This window comes from Terrabacter aerolatus, assembly GCF_007991735.1.
GTDB lineage: Bacteria > Actinomycetota > Actinomycetes > Actinomycetales > Dermatophilaceae > Terrabacter > Terrabacter aerolatus.
This window is the reverse complement of the sequence record NZ_BJYX01000002.1, coordinates 118,387-134,373: the sequence shown is the minus strand read 5'-3', so window position 1 is coordinate 134,373 and position 15,987 is coordinate 118,387. Positions and strand designations below refer to the sequence as shown.

Here is a 15,987-nt window from a genome sequence, read left to right as displayed (position 1 = left end):
CGTAGCTGCGGCAAGAGGATTCGTGGGTGCCCGTCGCGGGCTGGCGTATGCCGGGTGCTCGGCGACACGGCATACGCGGGCGTCGCGGTGGCTCAGTCCTCGTCGAGGATGCGCGGCACCGAGAAGCGCTGCTGCTCGGCCTCGGGCGCCCCCGCGAGCACGGCCTCGGCGCCGAGGCTCGGACGGACCACGTCGGGCCGGGTCACGTTGGTCAGCGGCATCGGGTGGGACATCGGCGCGACACCTTCGGTGGGCGCCTGCTGGACCTTGGCCACGGACTCGAGGATGACGCCGAGCTCACCCACCATGCGGTCGAGCTCGGCGTCCGAGAGCTCGATGCGGGCGAGGCCGGCCAGATGGGCTACGTCGTCGCGGGACAGGGATGACATGCGCGCCAGTCTATGGGGCGGCCCCGCACGCCCGGACCACGGTTCCGGCCTGCGCGGGACGAGCCGGCTGCCTGGGCGTGTCCTCCGGGCCCTGTCGCTCGTTGACCACACCGGATCCACGAACCGCGCAAGGAGAAGCCTCGATGACGAGCCCGGCCAGCCCGACCACCGCCCCGACGCCCGAGCCCACCCCCGAACCCAGGTCCGACGCGACGTCGGCCGGGGCATCTCCGGCAGCTCCGGCAGCTCCGGCGGCCACGCCGACCCCGTCGGCCCCGGCCCCCTCGCCCGCCGAGCCGCTGGACCGGGCGAGCGCCAAGGCCGACTCCGGCGTCGCGGCCCGTCGCTCCCTCGACGTGCGCGCCGGCGCACGCCGCGCCGTCAGCCTCACGGGTGCGGGCATCAAGCGGCTGCGCACGCTGCTCGGGGAGATCGCGTGGTTCGCCTGCCTGCTCGCCGCCGTGGCGCTGCTGCTCGGCGCCGTCCTCGTCGTGCTCGACGCCAACACGCGCAACGCCCTCGTGCAGGCGGTCCTCAAGGCGGCCGACTGGGCCGATCTCGGCGTCTTCAGCCGCACCGCGGGGGTCAAGCAGTTCACCGGTGACGGGGCCACCGTCAAGAACGCCATCACCAACTGGGGGCTGGGCGCGGTCGCCTGGCTCGTCGTCGGCCGCCTGGCACGCCGCATCCTGACGCCCCGCGCCTGACCACCTTCCGTCCTGTCGTTCGATGTATTCGCGTGGCCTTCCAGCGGACGCGAATACATCGAACGGAGGTCAGGCCCGAGGGCCTGGGGGTCAGTCGCGCGACTTCTGGCGACGCTCGAGCACGTAGCGGCGCAGGACGTTGCGGGCCGTGCCCCAGATGCCGTGCCGGAAGAGCAGGACGATGACGACGAAGATCGTGCCCGTGATCAGGCCGATGCCCTCGAAGCCCGAGCTCGCGAGGTAGTCCTCGAGCGTCACGACGACGCCCGCGCCCACGAGGCCGCCCCAGAGGGTGCCGATGCCGCCGAGCACCGTGACGAGCACGACCTTGCCCGACGTCGTCCACATCAGCTCCTGGAGCGAGGCGAACTGGTGGCTGATCGCGAAGACGCCACCGGCGAGGCCGGCGAGGCCCGCGGAGATGACGAAGACGGTGATCTTGTACCGCTCGACGTCGTAGCCGAGCGCCCGCGCCCGGGCCGGGTTGTCGCGCACGGCCGTCAGCACCCGGCCGAAGGGCGAGTTGACGACGCGCCAGGCGAGCAGGATGCCGAGCAGGATCATCACCGCGCCGGCGTAGTAGAAGTAGAACGGGTCGTTCTCGACCGCGTCGATGCCGAAGAAGCTGCGCGGGATGCCCTGCAGGCCGTTCTCGCCGCCGGTGAGGTCGCGCGCCTGGTTGGCGACGAAGTAGAGCATCTGCGCGAAGGCGAGCGTCACCATCGCGAAGTAGATGCCCGTGCGGCGCACCGACAGGTAGCCGATCGGCCACGCGATGAGCATCGCGAAGAGCGCACCCCCGAGCACGGCGACGGGGAAGGGCACCCCGAAGTGGCTGGCGATGAGGCCGGAGCAGTAGGCCGATCCACCCCAGAACGCCGCGTGCCCGAAGCTGAGCAGGCCGGTGAACCCGAGGAGCAGGTCGACGCTGATCGCGAACAGGCCCCAGGAGAGGATGTCCATCGCGACGGGCGGGTAGATCCAGTACGGCAGCATCACGACGACGGCGAGGCCGGCGAGGAGCAGCACGTAGCGCAGCGGGTTGCGCCGCGACAGGATCGAGGGCTGGGCCAGGTCGACGTCGACCTTGGCGGTCATCTGCTCGCTCATGCGACCTCCTCCCGTCCGAAGAGCCCCGAGGGCCGGACGAGAACGACGAGCGCCATCAGCACGAAGATGACGATCTGGGCGTACGTGGGGGCGTAGGCGATGCCGTAGGCCTCGACGAGTCCGACGAGGAATCCTGCGACCACCGCCCCGAGGATCGATCCGAGACCGCCGATGACGACGACCGCGAAGAGGATGATGATGAAGTTGCTGCCCATCTCGGCCGTGATGGCGCGGGTGGGGGCGGCGAGGACGCCGGCGAGACCGGCGAGCGCGATGCCGAAGCCGAAGACGGGCGTCACCCACCGGCCGACGTTGATCCCGAGCGCCCGGGTGCGCTCCGGTGCCTCGGTCGAGGCGCGCACGATCATGCCGATGCGCGTCTTCGTCAGCAGCAGCCCGACCGCGACGCAGACGACGACGGAGAAGAGGCACGCGAAGATCGCGTAGGTGGAGAGGTTGACGCTGCCGACCGTGACCTGTCCACCGAGCCCGGCCGGCACCTCGTAGGGCAGCCCGGAGACGCCGTAGCGCTGCTTGACCGCCTCGACGAGGACGAGCGTCAGGCCGAAGGTGAGCAGGAAGTTGTAGAGCGGGTCGAGGGCCAGGAGCCAGCGCACGAGCAGCCGCTCCATGAGCACCCCGAAGGCGAACATGAGGATCGGCACGACGACGAGCGCGACCCAGAAGCCGACGTGCAGCTCACCGAGGAGCACCGCGGAGATGACGGCGCCCAGCATGTAGCAGGCGCCGTGGGAGAAGTTGACGACCCCGAGGACGCCGAAGATGACGGCGAGGCCCAGCGCCGACAGCGCGTAGAAGCCTCCGGCGGCGAGCCCCTGGAGGGTGTACTGGATGAATTCGCTCATGTCTCTCGCTCGTTCGCGGTCGGTCGGCCGGGACGGCGCCTCTTTCGGGAGGCGCCCGGTGCCGTATGCCGTCCGGGCGGCCGCGTGGGACGCGACCGGACGGCATACGACCCGGAATCAGCCCATCGAGCAGGCGGGGTTGGGGGCGCCGTACGCCTCGGCGGCCGGGATGGTCTTGACGATGTCCTCGTAGTCCCAGTCCTCCGGGGCCTTGCTCTTGACCTTGGCGAGGTAGACGTCGTGGATGACGGCGTGGTCGGCCTTGCGGACCTCACCGTTGCGCAGGAACACGTCGTTGATCTTCTTGCCCTCGAGCTGGGCGGCGACGGCGTCGGCGTTGTCCGTGCCCGCCGCCTGGACGGCCTCGAGGTAGTTCAGGGCCGCGGAGTAGTTGGCCGCGTGCGCGAAGGAGGGCCGGGTGTTCGTCTTGGCCTTGAAGCGGTCGGCCCACGCCTTGTTCTGCGCGTCGAAGTTCCAGTACCACGGGTCGGTGAACTGGGTGCCGGCGAACTGGTCGACACCGAGCGAGTGGATGTCGGTGATGAACATGAGCCCCACGGCGAGGGTCACCTTGCCCTTGAGCGGGCTCTGGTTGAACTGCTTGACGAAGTTGATGAGGTCGCCGCCGGCGTGCATCGAGCCGATGACCTTGGGGTTGCCCTCGCCGGCCTTGGTGATGAAGGTCGCGAAGTTGTCGCTCGGGAACGGCGAGGCGATCGACTGGCCCACCGTGCCGCCCGCTGCGGTGACCTCCTTGGTGAAGGACTTGTTCATGTCCTGGCCGAAGGCGTAGTCGGGGTAGACGATGTTCCATCTCGTCCCCCCGGCCTTGGTGATCGCGCCTGCGGTGCCGCGTGCCAGCACGCCCGTGTTGTAGGCCCAGTGGAAGGTGTACTTGTTGCAGCTCGCACCCGTCAGCGCCGTCGTGCCCGCACCGATGTTGATGTAGAGCTTCTTCTTGTTCTTCGCCTGCGTGGCCACGGCGAGGGCGGCCGCCGAGTTGGGCACGTCGAGGATGACGTCGGCCTTCTGGCGGTCGTACATCTCCTGAGCCTTGGAGTTGGCGATGTCGGCCTTGTTCTGGTGGTCGGCCTGGACGATCTCGATGTCCTTGGCGACGGCCTTGTCGCCGTACTTGGCCTTGTAGTCGTCGATGGCCATCTGGATCGCGACGGCGGAGTTCGGACCCGAGAGGTCCTTGTAGACGCCGGACTGGTCGTTGAGCAGGCCGATGACGACCTTGTCGTCGGTGAGCTTGCTCGAGCCGCTCGACTGGGGGCCGCCGGCCCCTCCGCACGCGGCGAGCGCGAGCGACGCCGTCGCGGCGATCGCGACGGTGCCCTGGACTGTCCTGCTACGCATGTCTGCTCCTGGTGTGTGACGGGGTGTGACGGTGTGTGAGGGGTCTGACGTGATGTGAGACGGGTGTGACGAGATGGCGCTGGTGGTGCGATGGGTGTGCGTGAGGTGGGTGCTGTCGTGTGCCGGCTGCCGCGGGGGTGTGCGGCGGCGTGACGCGGGTGAGGGCCCGCGCTCGTGGGCTACATCCCGAGGTAGGTGAGCAGCTCGCCCTCGCGGGCGCGGAAGTCGTCGTTGCCGAGGTGCTCGACGACCTTCCCCTGGGCGAGCAGGTAGTGCCGGTCGGCCACCGTCGAGGCGAACTTCACGTTCTGCTCGACGAGGAGCACGGCGACGCCGTGGCTCTTGATCTCGCGGATGATCTCGCCGATGCGCTGGACGATGACCGGCGCCAGGCCCTCGCTGGGCTCGTCGAGCAGGAGCAGGCGCGAGCCCATCCGCAGGACGCGGGCCATGGCGAGCATCTGCTGCTCGCCACCCGAGAGCTTGGTGCCCGGGAACTCCCGGCGCTCGTGCAGCACCGGGAAGAACTCGTAGACCTTCTCGAGCGGCCACGCGTCGGCGTGCACGACGGGCGGCAGCAGCAGGTTCTCGGCGACGGTGAGGCTCGAGTAGATCCCGCGGTCGTCAGGCACCCAGCCGACGCCGGCGCGGGCACGCGCGTCGGGCGAGCGCTTGGCGAGGTCGGCGCCGTCGAGGGTGATGGTGCCCTCGGTCTGACGGTGCAGGCCCATGACCGAGCGCAGCAGCGTGGTCTTGCCGGCACCGTTGCGTCCGACGAGGGTGACGACCTCGCCCGGGGCCACGTCGATGCTGACGTCGTCGAGCACACGGGCCTCGCCGTACCACGCCGAGAGTCCGCTGACCTCGAGCATACGCGAACGTGCTTCTGTCGCAATGGAACCGGCGATCGCGTCCACGCTGCTGGTGGTGCTGGTGCTGTCACTCATGGGCTGCTCCGAGGTATGCCGTGATGACCCGCTCGTCGGCGCGGACCTCGTCGTAGGGTCCCTCCGCCAGCACCTGCCCGGACTGGAGCACGGTGACGGTGTCGGCGAGCGAGCCGACGACGTGCATGTTGTGGTCGACGAAGACGACGGTGCGGCCGACGGCCAGCTGCTTGACGAGGGCGATGGTGCGGTCGACGTCCTCGATGCCCATGCCGGCCGTCGGCTCGTCGAGCAGGAGCAGCTTGGGGTCGAGCGCCATGGCGATGGCGAGCTCGAGCGCCCGCTTCTGGCCGTAGGCGAGCGAGGAGGCGGGAGCGCCGGCGCGGTCGGCGAGGCCGACGTCGTCGAGCAGCTCCATCGCGCGGTCCTTGAACCTCGCCATGCGCGTCACCGAGCGCCACCACTGCCTGCCCATCCCGGTGGGGCTGGCGAGCGCCAGCTCGAGGTGCTCGCGCAGGGTCATCGCCTCGAAGAGGCTCGTGATCTGGAAGGAGCGCGCGATGCCGAGTGGCGCGATCTGCTCGGGCGCCTTGCCGGTGATGTCCTGTCCGTCGAAGACGACGGTGCCGGACGTCGGCGACAGGAAGCCGGTGAGCAGGTTGAAGAGCGTGGTCTTGCCTGCTCCGTTGGGACCGACGAGGGCGTGGACCGTGCCGCCGACGACCGTCAGGTCGACCTCCGAGACGGCGCGGAAACCGCGGAACTCCTTGGTCAGGGCCCTGGTCTCGAGCAACGGGGTACCCGTCAAGACCTGCACCTCCTCGTGCGTCGCGCTCCGGTGAGCGGGGGTCCGGCCACGCCGCCCGAAGCCACTCGGGGACCGAGCGCCTCGACCGCGGCAGGTGGCCGGAACTGCGGGAAACTTCGGCAAAGCCTAGGAGCGCAGCACGGTGAAAGGACGGTGGGGACTCACACACCTGAGTCGCTTCTGTGGGGCCGGCGCACATGAGAGCGCGCCCTCGGTCAGTCGGGCGAGCCCGTCTCGAGGAGCCGGCGGAAGCCGTCCTCGTCGAGGACGGCCAGGCCCAGCTCCTCGGCCTTGGCGGCCTTGGACCCGGCGTTGGCGCCGATGACGACGTAGTCGGTCTTCTTCGACACCGAGCCGGAGGCCTTGCCTCCACGGCGGATGATGGCCTCCTTCGTCTCGTCGCGGGAGAAGCCCTCGAGCGAGCCGGTGACGACGACGGTCTTGCCCTCGAGCGTCCGCTCGACCGACTCGTCGACGTCGTCGGCCATCCGGACGCCGGCGTCGGCCCACTTGCGCACGATCTCCTGGTGCCAGTCGACCTCGAACCAGGCGGTGACGGCCTCGGCGATGACGCCCCCGACCCCTTCGGCCTGCGCGAGCTCCTCGGTCGAGGCGGACCGGATGGCGTCCATCGTGCGGAAGTGGGTGGCCAGGGCCCGGGCCGCCGTGGGTCCGACGTGCCGGATCGAGAGGGCCACGACGACCCGCCAGAGCGGCTGGCTCTTGGCCCTCTCGAGCTCGGCGAGCAGCTTGTCGCCACCGGCCGAGAGGACCCGACCGTCGACGACGCGGTCGGCCGGGTCGGTCTTCTTCGCCGCCCGCGTGTAGAGCGGCACCTGCGCGAGCTTCTCGCGGGTGATGCCGTACTCCCCCGCGTGCGGGCTGTCGTCGGCCGGGGCGAAGAGGTCACCCTCGTCGGTGATGACGCCGGACTCGAGCAGCGCGATCGAGCCCTCCCAGCCGAGGGCCTCGATGTCGAGACCGCCGCGCGCGGCGAGGGCGAAGACGCGTTCGCGCAGCTGGCTCGGGCACGAGCGGGTGTTGGGGCAGCGGATGTCCTTGTCGCCCTCCTTCTCCGGGGCGAGGGGCGTGCCGCAGGCGGGACACTCGGTCGGCATGACGAAGGCGCGCTCGGTGCCGTCGCGCAGGTCGACGACGGGTCCGACGATCTCGGGGATGACGTCACCGGCCTTGCGCAGCACGACGGTGTCGCCGATGAGCACCCCCTTGCGCTCGACCTCGTACGCGTTGTGCAGGGTCGCCTGCTCGACGGTCGACCCGGCGACGACGACGGGCTCCATGACGCCGTAGGGCGTCACCCGGCCGGTGCGCCCGACGTTGACGCGGATGTCGAGGAGCCTGGTGTTGACCTCCTCGGGCGGGTACTTGAACGCGATGGCCCACCGCGGCGCACGCGAGGTGGCGCCGAGCTGGCGCTGGAGCGGCACCTCGTCGACCTTGACGACGATGCCGTCGATCTCGTGGGCCCGGTCGTGCCGGTGCTCGCCGTGGTAGGTCACGAACTCCTGCACGGCCGCGATGTCGGGCAGGACGCGCACCTCGTCGGAGGTGGGCAGGCCCCAGGCGCGCAGGGCGGCATACGCCTCGCTCTGGCGCTCGACGTCGAACCCGCGGCGGGCGCCGATGCCGTGGACGAGCATGCGCAGCGGGCGGCTGGCCGTGACCTTCGGGTCCTTCTGGCGCAGCGAGCCCGCGGCGGCGTTGCGCGGATTGGCGAAGGGCGCCTTGCCGGCCTCGACGAGGCTCGCGTTGAGGTCGGCGAAGGCGGCGGTCGGGAAGAAGACCTCTCCCCGGACCTCGACCAGGGCGGGCACGTCGTCGCCCGACAGCCGCTCGGGGACGCCCTCGATGGTGCGGACGTTATGGGTGACGTCCTCGCCCGTGCGCCCGTCGCCGCGGGTCAACGCCCGGACGAGACGACCGTCCTCGTAGAGCAGGTTGATGGCCAGACCGTCGATCTTGAGCTCGGTGAGGTAGTGCGCCCCCGACCCGACCTCACGCTCGACGCGTTCGGCCCAGGTCTGCAGCTCCTCGAACGAGAACGCGTTGTCGAGGCTCAGCATGCGCTCGACGTGGTCGACCGTCTCGAAGCCGGTCGCGAACGAGGCGCCGCCGACGTTCTGGGTCGGGCTCTCGGGCGTGCGCAGCGAGGGGTACTCCTCCTCGAGCGCGTTGAGGCGCCGGATGAGCTGGTCGTACTCGCCGTCGCTGATCGTCGGCGCGTCCTTGACGTGGTAGGCGAACTGGGCTGCCGTCGCCTGCTCGGCGAGCTCGGCCCACTCCTGGTGGCTCTGGGTCGGGACCTCGTCGGTGACAGGCGTGGGGCCGGTGCTCTCGCTCACGCCCACATCCTGCCAGCCGGTCCCGACGGTGCCCCGACCTCACCGCGTCGATGACGCTCGTCACACGACGGCGGGGGCACCCGCTCTGTTCACCGGGCGACCCAGCGGTGACAATGGGCGCGAGTCCGAGCGTCGCCCCCCTGCGAAGGAGCAGAGATGACCAACCTCGCCGCCAACCTCGCCGCCACCGCGGCCCGCGTCCCCGACAAGGTCGGCATCAAGCTCGACCAGGTGGAGCTGACGTGGTCGGCCCTGCACCGGGCGGCGGCAGCGGTGGCCGGCCAGCTGCGGGCAGCGGGCCTCGAGCCGGGCGACCGGGTCTCGCTCATCCTGCCCAACGTGCCGGCATACCCCGTCGCGTTCTACGGCGCCCTGCTGGCCGGCGGCGTCGTCGTGCCGATGAACCCGCTGCTCAAGTCCGGCGAGATCCAGTACTTCTACGAGGACAGCGGCGCCCGCTTCAGCTTCGTGTGGCCCGACTTCGCCGACGAGGCCGCCAAGGCCGCCGCCGAGACCGGCACCCGCCTGCTCGTGTGCGGTCCCATGGGACCCGCCGACGGGCAGTTCGACGCGTCCGAGTCCGCGGGAGCTCCCGTGCTCGAGCCCGTCGAGCGGGCCGACGACGACACAGCCGTCATCCTCTACACGAGCGGCACCACGGGCAAGCCCAAGGGCGCCGAGCTGACGCACTTCAACCTGCACCGCAACGCCGAGGTCACCTCGAGCGACATCATGCGGATCACCCAGGACGACGTCATCATGGGCTGCCTGCCGCTGTTCCACGTCTTCGGCCTCACCTGCGGGCTCAACACCTCCGTCCAGCAGGGCTGCACGCTGACGCTGATCCCCCGCTTCGACCCGGCCAAGGCCATCGAGGTGCTCGGCCGCGACCACGTGACGATCTTCCAGGGCGTCCCGACGATGTATGCCGCCATCCTCAACCACGCGAACGCCGACCAGGCCGACACGAGCAGCCTGCGCACCTGCGCGTCCGGCGGCTCCGCCATGCCGGCCCAGGTCATGAAGGCCTTCGAGGAGAAGTTCGGCTGCCAGATCCTCGAGGGCTACGGGCTGTCCGAGACCTCCCCCGTGGCGTCCTTCAACATGCCCGACAAGCCGACGAAGCCCGGCACCATCGGCCGGGCCATCCCCGGCTGCGAGATGAAGCTCGTCGACATCGAGGGCAACGAGACCCCGGCCGGTGGGATCGGCGAGATCGCGATCCGCGGCGAGAACATCATGAAGGGCTACTGGAACCGCCCTGAGGCCACGAAGGAGGCCATCCCCGACGGGTGGTTCCGCTCCGGTGACCTCGCGACCGTCGACGACGAGGGCTACTACACGATCGTCGACCGCAAGAAGGACATGATCATCCGGGGCGGCATGAACGTCTACCCGCGGGAGGTCGAGGAGGTGCTCTACACGCACCCCGACGTGCTGGAGGCCGCGGTCGTCGGCGTGCCCGACGAGCTCATGGGCGAGGAGGTCGGGGCCGCCGTCGTGCTCCGCCCCGGCTCGACCGCGACCCTCGAGGACGTGCAGGCCTACGTCAAGGACCGCCTGGCGGCCTACAAGTACCCGCGTCGGATCTGGAGCCTCGGAGAGCTGCCCAAGGGCCCCACGGGCAAGATCCTGCGCCGCGAGGTCCGGCCGGTGGAGGCCCCCTGACGGCCCCGACCACGCCTCCCCGGGACCACGTCCACGGCCGCGACACGCAAGGGTTTGGACTCGCCGTTGGTTTTGGAGTATTGGGCCCGATCGGTGACACTGGAGCAGGGTCACTATCGACGTGCCGCACCCCGTCCCGACCCGGGGCGCCCGGCGTCACGTCTGCGAAGGGTATTCACGCGTGAAGTCGAGCATCCGTTCCGCCGTTGTCTCGGGGATGGCCGTCGTGGCCATGCTGGGCGTGACGGCCTGCAACGCGACCGCGACGGCTGAGAACGGCAAGCCTGCTGGTTCCTCGTCCTCGTCCAGCGGGTCCGACTCCCCGTCGTCGTCCCCGACGCCGACCACCGACCCCGTCGTCTTCACGACCACGCCGGCGGCCGACGCCACCGACGTGTCCGTCGACACGCGGGTCACGGCCGCGGCACAGAAGGGCACCCTGACCAAGGCCTCGCTCTTCTACACGAGCAAGAAGGGCAACCGCATCCCCGTCGACGGCACGCTCCAGGGCGGCACGTGGACGGCGGGCGACCTCCTCGAGCCCGGCGTGCAGTACACCCTGACCATGCAGGCCAAGGACACCGACGGCAAGGTCGTCGACACCACGAAGACCTTCCGCACGGTGAACCTCACCCTCGACGACCAGATCGACGTCGCCGTCTCCCCGCGTGACGGTGGCACGGTCGGCATCGGCCTGCCGGTCGTCGTCCGTTTCGACCTGCCCGTCGTCGACCGCGCGAGCTTCGAGAAGCACATGACGGTCACGGCGACGCCCGCGCAGTCGGGCTCCTGGTACTGGCTCAGCTCGCGCGAGGTGCACTGGCGCCCCAAGACGTACTGGCAGGCCGGCTCCAAGGTGCACGTCGAGGCCAGGCTCAACGGCGTCCCCGCCGGCGGCGGACGCTTCGGCCAGAAGACCCAGATCTCCGACTTCACCATCGGGCGCTCGGTCATCGCCAAGGTCAACCTCAAGACGGACCAGATGGACGTCATGATCAACGGCAAGCTGGCCAAGCGCATCCCCGTCACGGGTGGCCGCCCCGGCTTCATCACGCGCTCGGGCACCAAGGTCATCATGGACAAGCAGATGAACATCACCATGAAGGCCGAGACCATCGGGCTGAAGAAGGACGACCCGAACTACTACGCCGACACCAAGGTCAAGTACGCCATGCGCGTCACCAACTCCGGCGAGTTCCTGCACTCGGCTCCCTGGTCCGTCGCCGACCAGGGTCACCGCAACGTCAGCCACGGCTGCACGGGCATGAGCGAGGCGAACGCCGGCTGGCTCTACGACAACGTCGCCATCGGTGACGTCGTCGAGACCACCGGGACCAACCGCCCCATGACCATGGGCAACGGCTACTCCGACTGGAACCTCACCCCGGCCCAGTGGGCTGCGGGTTCGGCGCTCTGAGCACGCGCTCCTGACACGTCGGAGGCCGGTCGCCCCTCGGGGCGGCCGGCCTCTCCCGTACCCGGCGAGCGGCCCGACGGTCCCCGTGAGCCCGGCAGACCTAGTCGGCGCTGCGCTCCTCGAGCTCACGGGCGGTCTCGACCGCCGCCCGCTGCACGGAGCGAGCCACCTCCGGCGAGGCGCCCGACAGACCGCAGGCCGGCGTGACGACGACGTCGACGAGCGACGCGAGCGGCAGACCCGTGCGCGTCCACGCCCCGACGAGGTCGGCGGACAGGTCCTGGGGTCGCGTGCGACCACCGTCGGTGGGAACGGCTCCCGCATGGAGGCGTATGCCGTCCTCCACCGCGACGGCGACACCCTCCCACTCCCGCGGGCGCAGCAGCGAGGTGTCGAGCGACAGCGCCCGGGCACCGGTGGCGCGCAGCAGGGCGAGGGGTGGCCGGTCCGCGCAGCAGTGGACGACGGTGTCGCCGTCGTGGGCGGCGAGCACGGTCGCGAGGCCGGCGGCGGCGACCTGGGGGTCGAGGCTCGGCAGGCGCCCGAAGCCCGACGACGTGGGCAGGCGCCCGGCCAGGACGGTCGGCAGGCTGGGCTCGTCCACCTGCAGGACGACCTGCGCGCCCGGCACGAGGCTGCGCACGGCGGCGACGTGCAGGCGCACCCCCTCGGCGAGGGACTCGACGAGGTCGCGGCTCGCTCCGTCGTCGACGATGACGCGCTCACCGCGCGACAGCCAGACGTTGGCGGCCAGCGTCCACGGTCCGACGACCTGCACCTTGAGCGGCCCCGTGTGCCCGTCGAACGCCTCTGCGAGCTCGTCGAGGTCCTCGCCCAGCAGGGCCGCGGTGCGCGAGGCGTCGCGACCGGGTCGGTCGACGAGCCGCCAGCCGATGGGCTGGAGGTCCACCGGGAGCTCGACGAGCAGGCCCGCGGTGCGTCCGACCATGTCGGCGCCGGGACCGCGAGCCGGCAGCTCGGGCAGGTACGGGAGCTGGCCGTCGAGCAGCTCACGCACCTGTCCCAGCGCGTCGCGCACGGAGGTGCCGGGCCAGGAGCCGATGCCGGTAGCGAGAGTCACCGCGCCAGCCTAGGCCGCTCGGCGCACGCCCCCGCACCCGCTCGTCCGCGGGCGAGCAGTAGCGTGGCGACGGTGCCACCCGATGAGCTGATGCGACACGAGTTCGGCAGACCGGACGACGTCCGCGCGATGCAGGACCTCGCCTCGCGCCTGTGGTCCCCGTCGAGCCGCTTCCACCCCGGCCAGCTCGCCTGGAACCACGCGAGCCGCCCGATCGACGCGGAGCCGCGCGGCGCCGTCGAGGCCGCGGCCGTGTGGTCCGAGGCAGGCCGGACGCTCGGTTTCGGCTGGGCCGAGGCGCCGGACTGGCTCGAGCTCCAGGTCGACCCCGCGCGGCCCGACGTCGCAGCAGAGGTCGTCGACTGGTTCGAGGAGGTGAGCGACGCCGAGACGCAGTCGGCACTGGTCATGGAGGGTGACGTCGCCGAGCAGGCCCTCGCCGCAGCAGGGTTCACACCGCGTCCCGACGAGCCCTACTTCACCCATCACATCCTGGACCTGGCCGACCTGGCCGACCTGGCCGGCCTGCCGCCGGTGCCGGAGGTCACGGGCTACCGCCTGCGGCACGTCGAGCCGCACGAGGCCCGGCAGCGTGCCGCCGTGCACGCGGCGGCGTGGTCCGACGTCGGTGCGTCGACGGTGGACGAGGCGGCCTACCGCCGGCTCATGGGCGCGTGGCCCTACCGCCCCGACCTCGACTGGGTCGCCGTGGACGGCGACGGCGAGATGGTCGCCTCGGCCCTCGTCTGGCTGGACGAGGGCAACGGGGTGGGGCTCGTCGAACCGGTCGGCTGCGTCCCCGACCACCGGGGTCGCGGGCTCGCCCGCGCCGTGACCCTCGCGGCCCTCCACCGCCTCGCCGAGCTGGGGGGCACTGTCGCGCAGGTGAGTCCGCGGGGTGACGCCGGCTATCCCGGCCCGCAGCGGCTCTACCGCTCGCTGGGCTTCCGGCCGTCCGCGCGGACCGTCACGTGGACGCGGTCACTGACCTGACCTCGTCGGCCGCCGGGTCCCCGTGGACGGCGCCGGCCTCGCTCGGCCGCTCGAGCCGGGAGGTCGCGATGCTGGCCGACCCGACGACGCGCGTGCCGTCGTAGAGCACGACGGACTGGCCGGGAGCCACCCCGCGGACCCGGCCCTGCAGCCGCACCTCGACGCGGCCACCCTCGGCCCAGGCGGTTGCGGCATACTCCTCGCCGTGCGCCCGCACCTGGGCGCCCACGCGCACGACACCCTCGGGCGCCGGCCCGCACCAGCGGGCGTGGTCGCCGGTGATGGCGTTGACGCCGAGCAGGTCGGCCGCCCCGACGACGACCTGGTTGGTCTCGGGACGCACCTGCACCACGTAGCGCGGCTCGCCGTCCGCGGCCGGGCGCGAGAGGCCGAGTCCGCGTCTCTGGCCGACGGTGTAGGCGAAGGCTCCCTCGTGGCGGCCCACGACGTCTCCCTCGGTGTCGACGATGTCGCCCGGCGCGGCCCCGAGTTCGCGCGTCAGCCACCCGCGCGTGTCACCGTCCGGGATGAAGCACACGTCGTGGCTGTCGGGCTTCTTCGCGATGAAGAAGCCGCGATCCGCCGCCTCCTCACGGATCCGGGGCTTCGTCGTGTCGCCGAGCGGGAAGAAGGACCGGGCGAGCTGCTCCTCGTCGAGGACACCGAGCACGTAGCTCTGGTCCTTGGCGGAGTCGACGGCCCGGTGCAGCTCGCGCCGCACTCCCCCGTGGCCGTCGTCGGTCTCGACCACCTGGGCGTAGTGCCCCGTGGCGACCGCGTCGAAGCCGAGCGCGAGCGCCTTGTCGAGCAGGGCCGCGAACTTGATCTTCTCGTTGCAGCGCAGGCAGGGGTTGGGCGTGCGCCCCGCGGCGTACTCGGCCCGGAAGTCGTCGACGACGTCGCGCTTGAAACGCGCGGCCATGTCCCAGACGTAGAACGGGATCCCGAGCACGTCGGCCACCCGCCGCGCGTCGCCGGCGTCCTCGATGGTGCAGCAGCCGCGGGCCGACTCGCGCAGGGTGGCGGCGCTCTGGCTCAGGGCCAGGTGCACCCCGACGACCTCGTGTCCGGCGTCGAGCATGCGGGCGGCGGCGACGGCCGAGTCGACGCCCCCGCTCATCGCGGCGACGACCCTCACGACGCGGTCGCCTCGCGGGCGCGGCGGGCGCGCTCGATGGCAGCGGGCAGGGCGTCGATGAACGTGTCGACGTCGGCGGCCGTGGAGGTGTGCCCCAGCGTCAGGCGCAGGGCCCCTCGGGCGTCGGTCTCCGCCACCCCCATCGCGAGCAGGACGTGGCTCGGCTGCGGTACTCCGGCCTGGCACGCCGAGCCGGTCGAGCAGGAGACGCCCGCCGCGTCGAGCAGGTAGAGCAGGGAGTCGCCGTCGCAGCCGGGGACGAGCAGGTGCACGTTGCCCGGCAGGCGGCTCGCGCCGTCCCCGCGGTGCCACACCCCGGAGGGGCGGATGTCGGGCGCGATCGCCATGGCGCGTTCGATGAGGTCGTCGCGCAGCGCGACGAGGCGCGCGGCCTCGGTCTCCATCGACGCCGTCGCCTCGACGACCGCGGCCGCGAACCCGACGATGGCCGGCGTGTCGAGCGTGCCGGACCGCACCTGCCGCTCCTGCCCACCGCCGTGGGTGAGCGGGACGAGCTCGGCACCCCGTCGGACGACGAGGGCGCCCACGCCGATCGGCCCGCCGAGCTTGTGGGCCGTCACGGACATGAGGTCCGCCCCGCAGGCCGCGAAGTCGACGGGCAGGTGCCCCGCCGCCTGCACGGCGTCGGTGTGCAGCGGGATCTCGAACTCGTGGGCGACGTCGGCGAGTGCTCGGATGTCCTGGACGGCGCCGACCTCGTTGTTGGCCCACATGACCGACACGAGTGCCACCGAGCCGGGGTCGGACTCGATCGCGGCGCGGAGCGTCGCGGGCTCGATGACCCCGTCGGCGGTGCACTCGAGCCAGGTGACCTTGGCGCCCTCGTGCGCGACGAGGAAGTCGACGCAGTCGAGCACGGCGTGGTGCTCGGTCGCGCCGACGAGCAGGCGCACCCGGGCGGGGTCGCGGTCGCGCCGTGCCCAGTAGGTGCCCTTGACCGCGAGGTTGTCGGACTCCGTGCCGCCCGAGGTGAAGACGACCTCCGAGGGGCGCGCGCCGAGGGAGCGCGCGATGCGCTCGCGCGACTCCTCGACGGCGCGTCGGGCCGCCCGGCCGGTGCGGTGCAGGGAGGAGGGGTTGCCCACGACCGCGAGCTGCTCCGTCATCGCCGCGAGCGCGGCGGGGAGCATCGGCGTCGTCGCCGCGTGGTCGAGGTAGGCAGTCACAGGGCGATTCT

General features: G+C 71.5%; 14 protein-coding genes. 4 read left to right on the top strand and 10 right to left on the bottom strand.

All coding sequences use genetic code 11. From position 1 onward, the window contains the following. Positions 1-92: 92 nt before the first annotated feature. Complete coding sequence (gene gatC / locus TAE01_RS02985; RefSeq protein ID WP_147063255.1) at positions 93-389, bottom strand: Asp-tRNA(Asn)/Glu-tRNA(Gln) amidotransferase subunit GatC; 297 nt, start codon at positions 387-389, stop codon at positions 93-95. A 143-nt stretch (positions 390-532) separates the two neighbouring features. Between gatC and TAE01_RS20650 the strand changes: the two genes are divergently transcribed. Further along, positions 533-1,096, top strand: coding sequence for a hypothetical protein (locus tag TAE01_RS20650; RefSeq protein WP_222594047.1), 564 nt, complete (start codon positions 533-535; stop codon positions 1,094-1,096). Between the two features lie 90 nt (positions 1,097-1,186). Here TAE01_RS20650 and TAE01_RS02975 read toward each other — a convergent pair whose 3' ends face one another. The 6 genes from TAE01_RS02975 to ligA all read right to left on the bottom strand — a co-directional run bounded on the left by TAE01_RS02975 (position 1,187) and on the right by ligA (position 8,492). Continuing rightward, on the bottom strand, positions 1,187-2,206 hold the full coding sequence (locus TAE01_RS02975; RefSeq protein ID WP_147063253.1) for a branched-chain amino acid ABC transporter permease: 1,020 nt from the start codon (positions 2,204-2,206) through the stop codon (positions 1,187-1,189). Next, entirely contained in the window at positions 2,203-3,072 is an 870-nt protein-coding gene (locus TAE01_RS02970; protein WP_147063251.1) for a branched-chain amino acid ABC transporter permease, read from the bottom strand. Before TAE01_RS02970 ends, TAE01_RS02975 begins: the two co-directional genes overlap by 4 nt. Before the next feature lie 117 nt (positions 3,073-3,189). Next, complete coding sequence (locus tag TAE01_RS02965) at positions 3,190-4,434, bottom strand: ABC transporter substrate-binding protein (protein WP_147063249.1); 1,245 nt, start codon at positions 4,432-4,434, stop codon at positions 3,190-3,192. 179 nt (positions 4,435-4,613) lie between these two features. Next, on the bottom strand, positions 4,614-5,381 hold the full coding sequence (locus TAE01_RS02960) for an ABC transporter ATP-binding protein (RefSeq protein ID WP_222594046.1): 768 nt from the start codon (positions 5,379-5,381) through the stop codon (positions 4,614-4,616). Then, positions 5,374-6,138, bottom strand: a complete 765-nt coding sequence (locus TAE01_RS02955; RefSeq protein ID WP_246111104.1) for an ABC transporter ATP-binding protein — start codon at positions 6,136-6,138, stop codon at positions 5,374-5,376. Before TAE01_RS02955 ends, TAE01_RS02960 begins: the two co-directional genes overlap by 8 nt. A gap of 206 nt (positions 6,139-6,344) precedes the next feature. Beyond that, on the bottom strand, positions 6,345-8,492 hold the full coding sequence (ligA, locus tag TAE01_RS02950) for an NAD-dependent DNA ligase LigA (RefSeq protein WP_147063247.1): 2,148 nt from the start codon (positions 8,490-8,492) through the stop codon (positions 6,345-6,347). A 156-nt stretch (positions 8,493-8,648) separates the two neighbouring features. Between ligA and TAE01_RS02945 the strand changes: the two genes are divergently transcribed. Beyond that, positions 8,649-10,160 carry a long-chain-fatty-acid--CoA ligase gene (locus tag TAE01_RS02945; RefSeq protein WP_147063245.1) on the top strand — a complete coding sequence of 504 codons (1,512 nt, stop codon included), beginning with the start codon at positions 8,649-8,651 and terminating at the stop codon, positions 10,158-10,160. 181 nt (positions 10,161-10,341) lie between these two features. Next, positions 10,342-11,577, top strand: a complete 1,236-nt coding sequence (locus TAE01_RS02940; protein WP_246111103.1) for a L,D-transpeptidase — start codon at positions 10,342-10,344, stop codon at positions 11,575-11,577. Between the two features lie 100 nt (positions 11,578-11,677). Here the strand turns inward: TAE01_RS02940 and TAE01_RS02935 are convergent, their stop codons facing one another. Further along, positions 11,678-12,658 carry a uroporphyrinogen decarboxylase/cobalamine-independent methonine synthase family protein gene (locus TAE01_RS02935; protein WP_147063243.1) on the bottom strand — a complete coding sequence of 327 codons (981 nt, stop codon included), beginning with the start codon at positions 12,656-12,658 and terminating at the stop codon, positions 11,678-11,680. Positions 12,659-12,748: 90 nt separating this feature from the next. Here TAE01_RS02935 and TAE01_RS02930 point away from each other — a divergent pair, with 90 nt between their 5' ends. Then, positions 12,749-13,651 carry a GNAT family N-acetyltransferase gene (locus TAE01_RS02930; protein ID WP_246111102.1) on the top strand — a complete coding sequence of 301 codons (903 nt, stop codon included), beginning with the start codon at positions 12,749-12,751 and terminating at the stop codon, positions 13,649-13,651. Here the strand turns inward: TAE01_RS02930 and mnmA are convergent. Both mnmA and TAE01_RS02920 read right to left on the bottom strand, forming a co-directional pair. Further along, complete coding sequence (gene mnmA, locus TAE01_RS02925; protein ID WP_246111101.1) at positions 13,626-14,789, bottom strand: tRNA 2-thiouridine(34) synthase MnmA; 1,164 nt, start codon at positions 14,787-14,789, stop codon at positions 13,626-13,628. The two genes, TAE01_RS02930 and mnmA, sit on opposite strands and share 26 nt — an antisense overlap. After that, complete coding sequence (locus TAE01_RS02920; protein WP_147063240.1) at positions 14,786-15,976, bottom strand: cysteine desulfurase family protein; 1,191 nt, start codon at positions 15,974-15,976, stop codon at positions 14,786-14,788. The genes mnmA and TAE01_RS02920 overlap by 4 nt, the downstream gene beginning before the upstream one ends. Between the last annotated feature and the right edge of the window lie 11 nt (positions 15,977-15,987).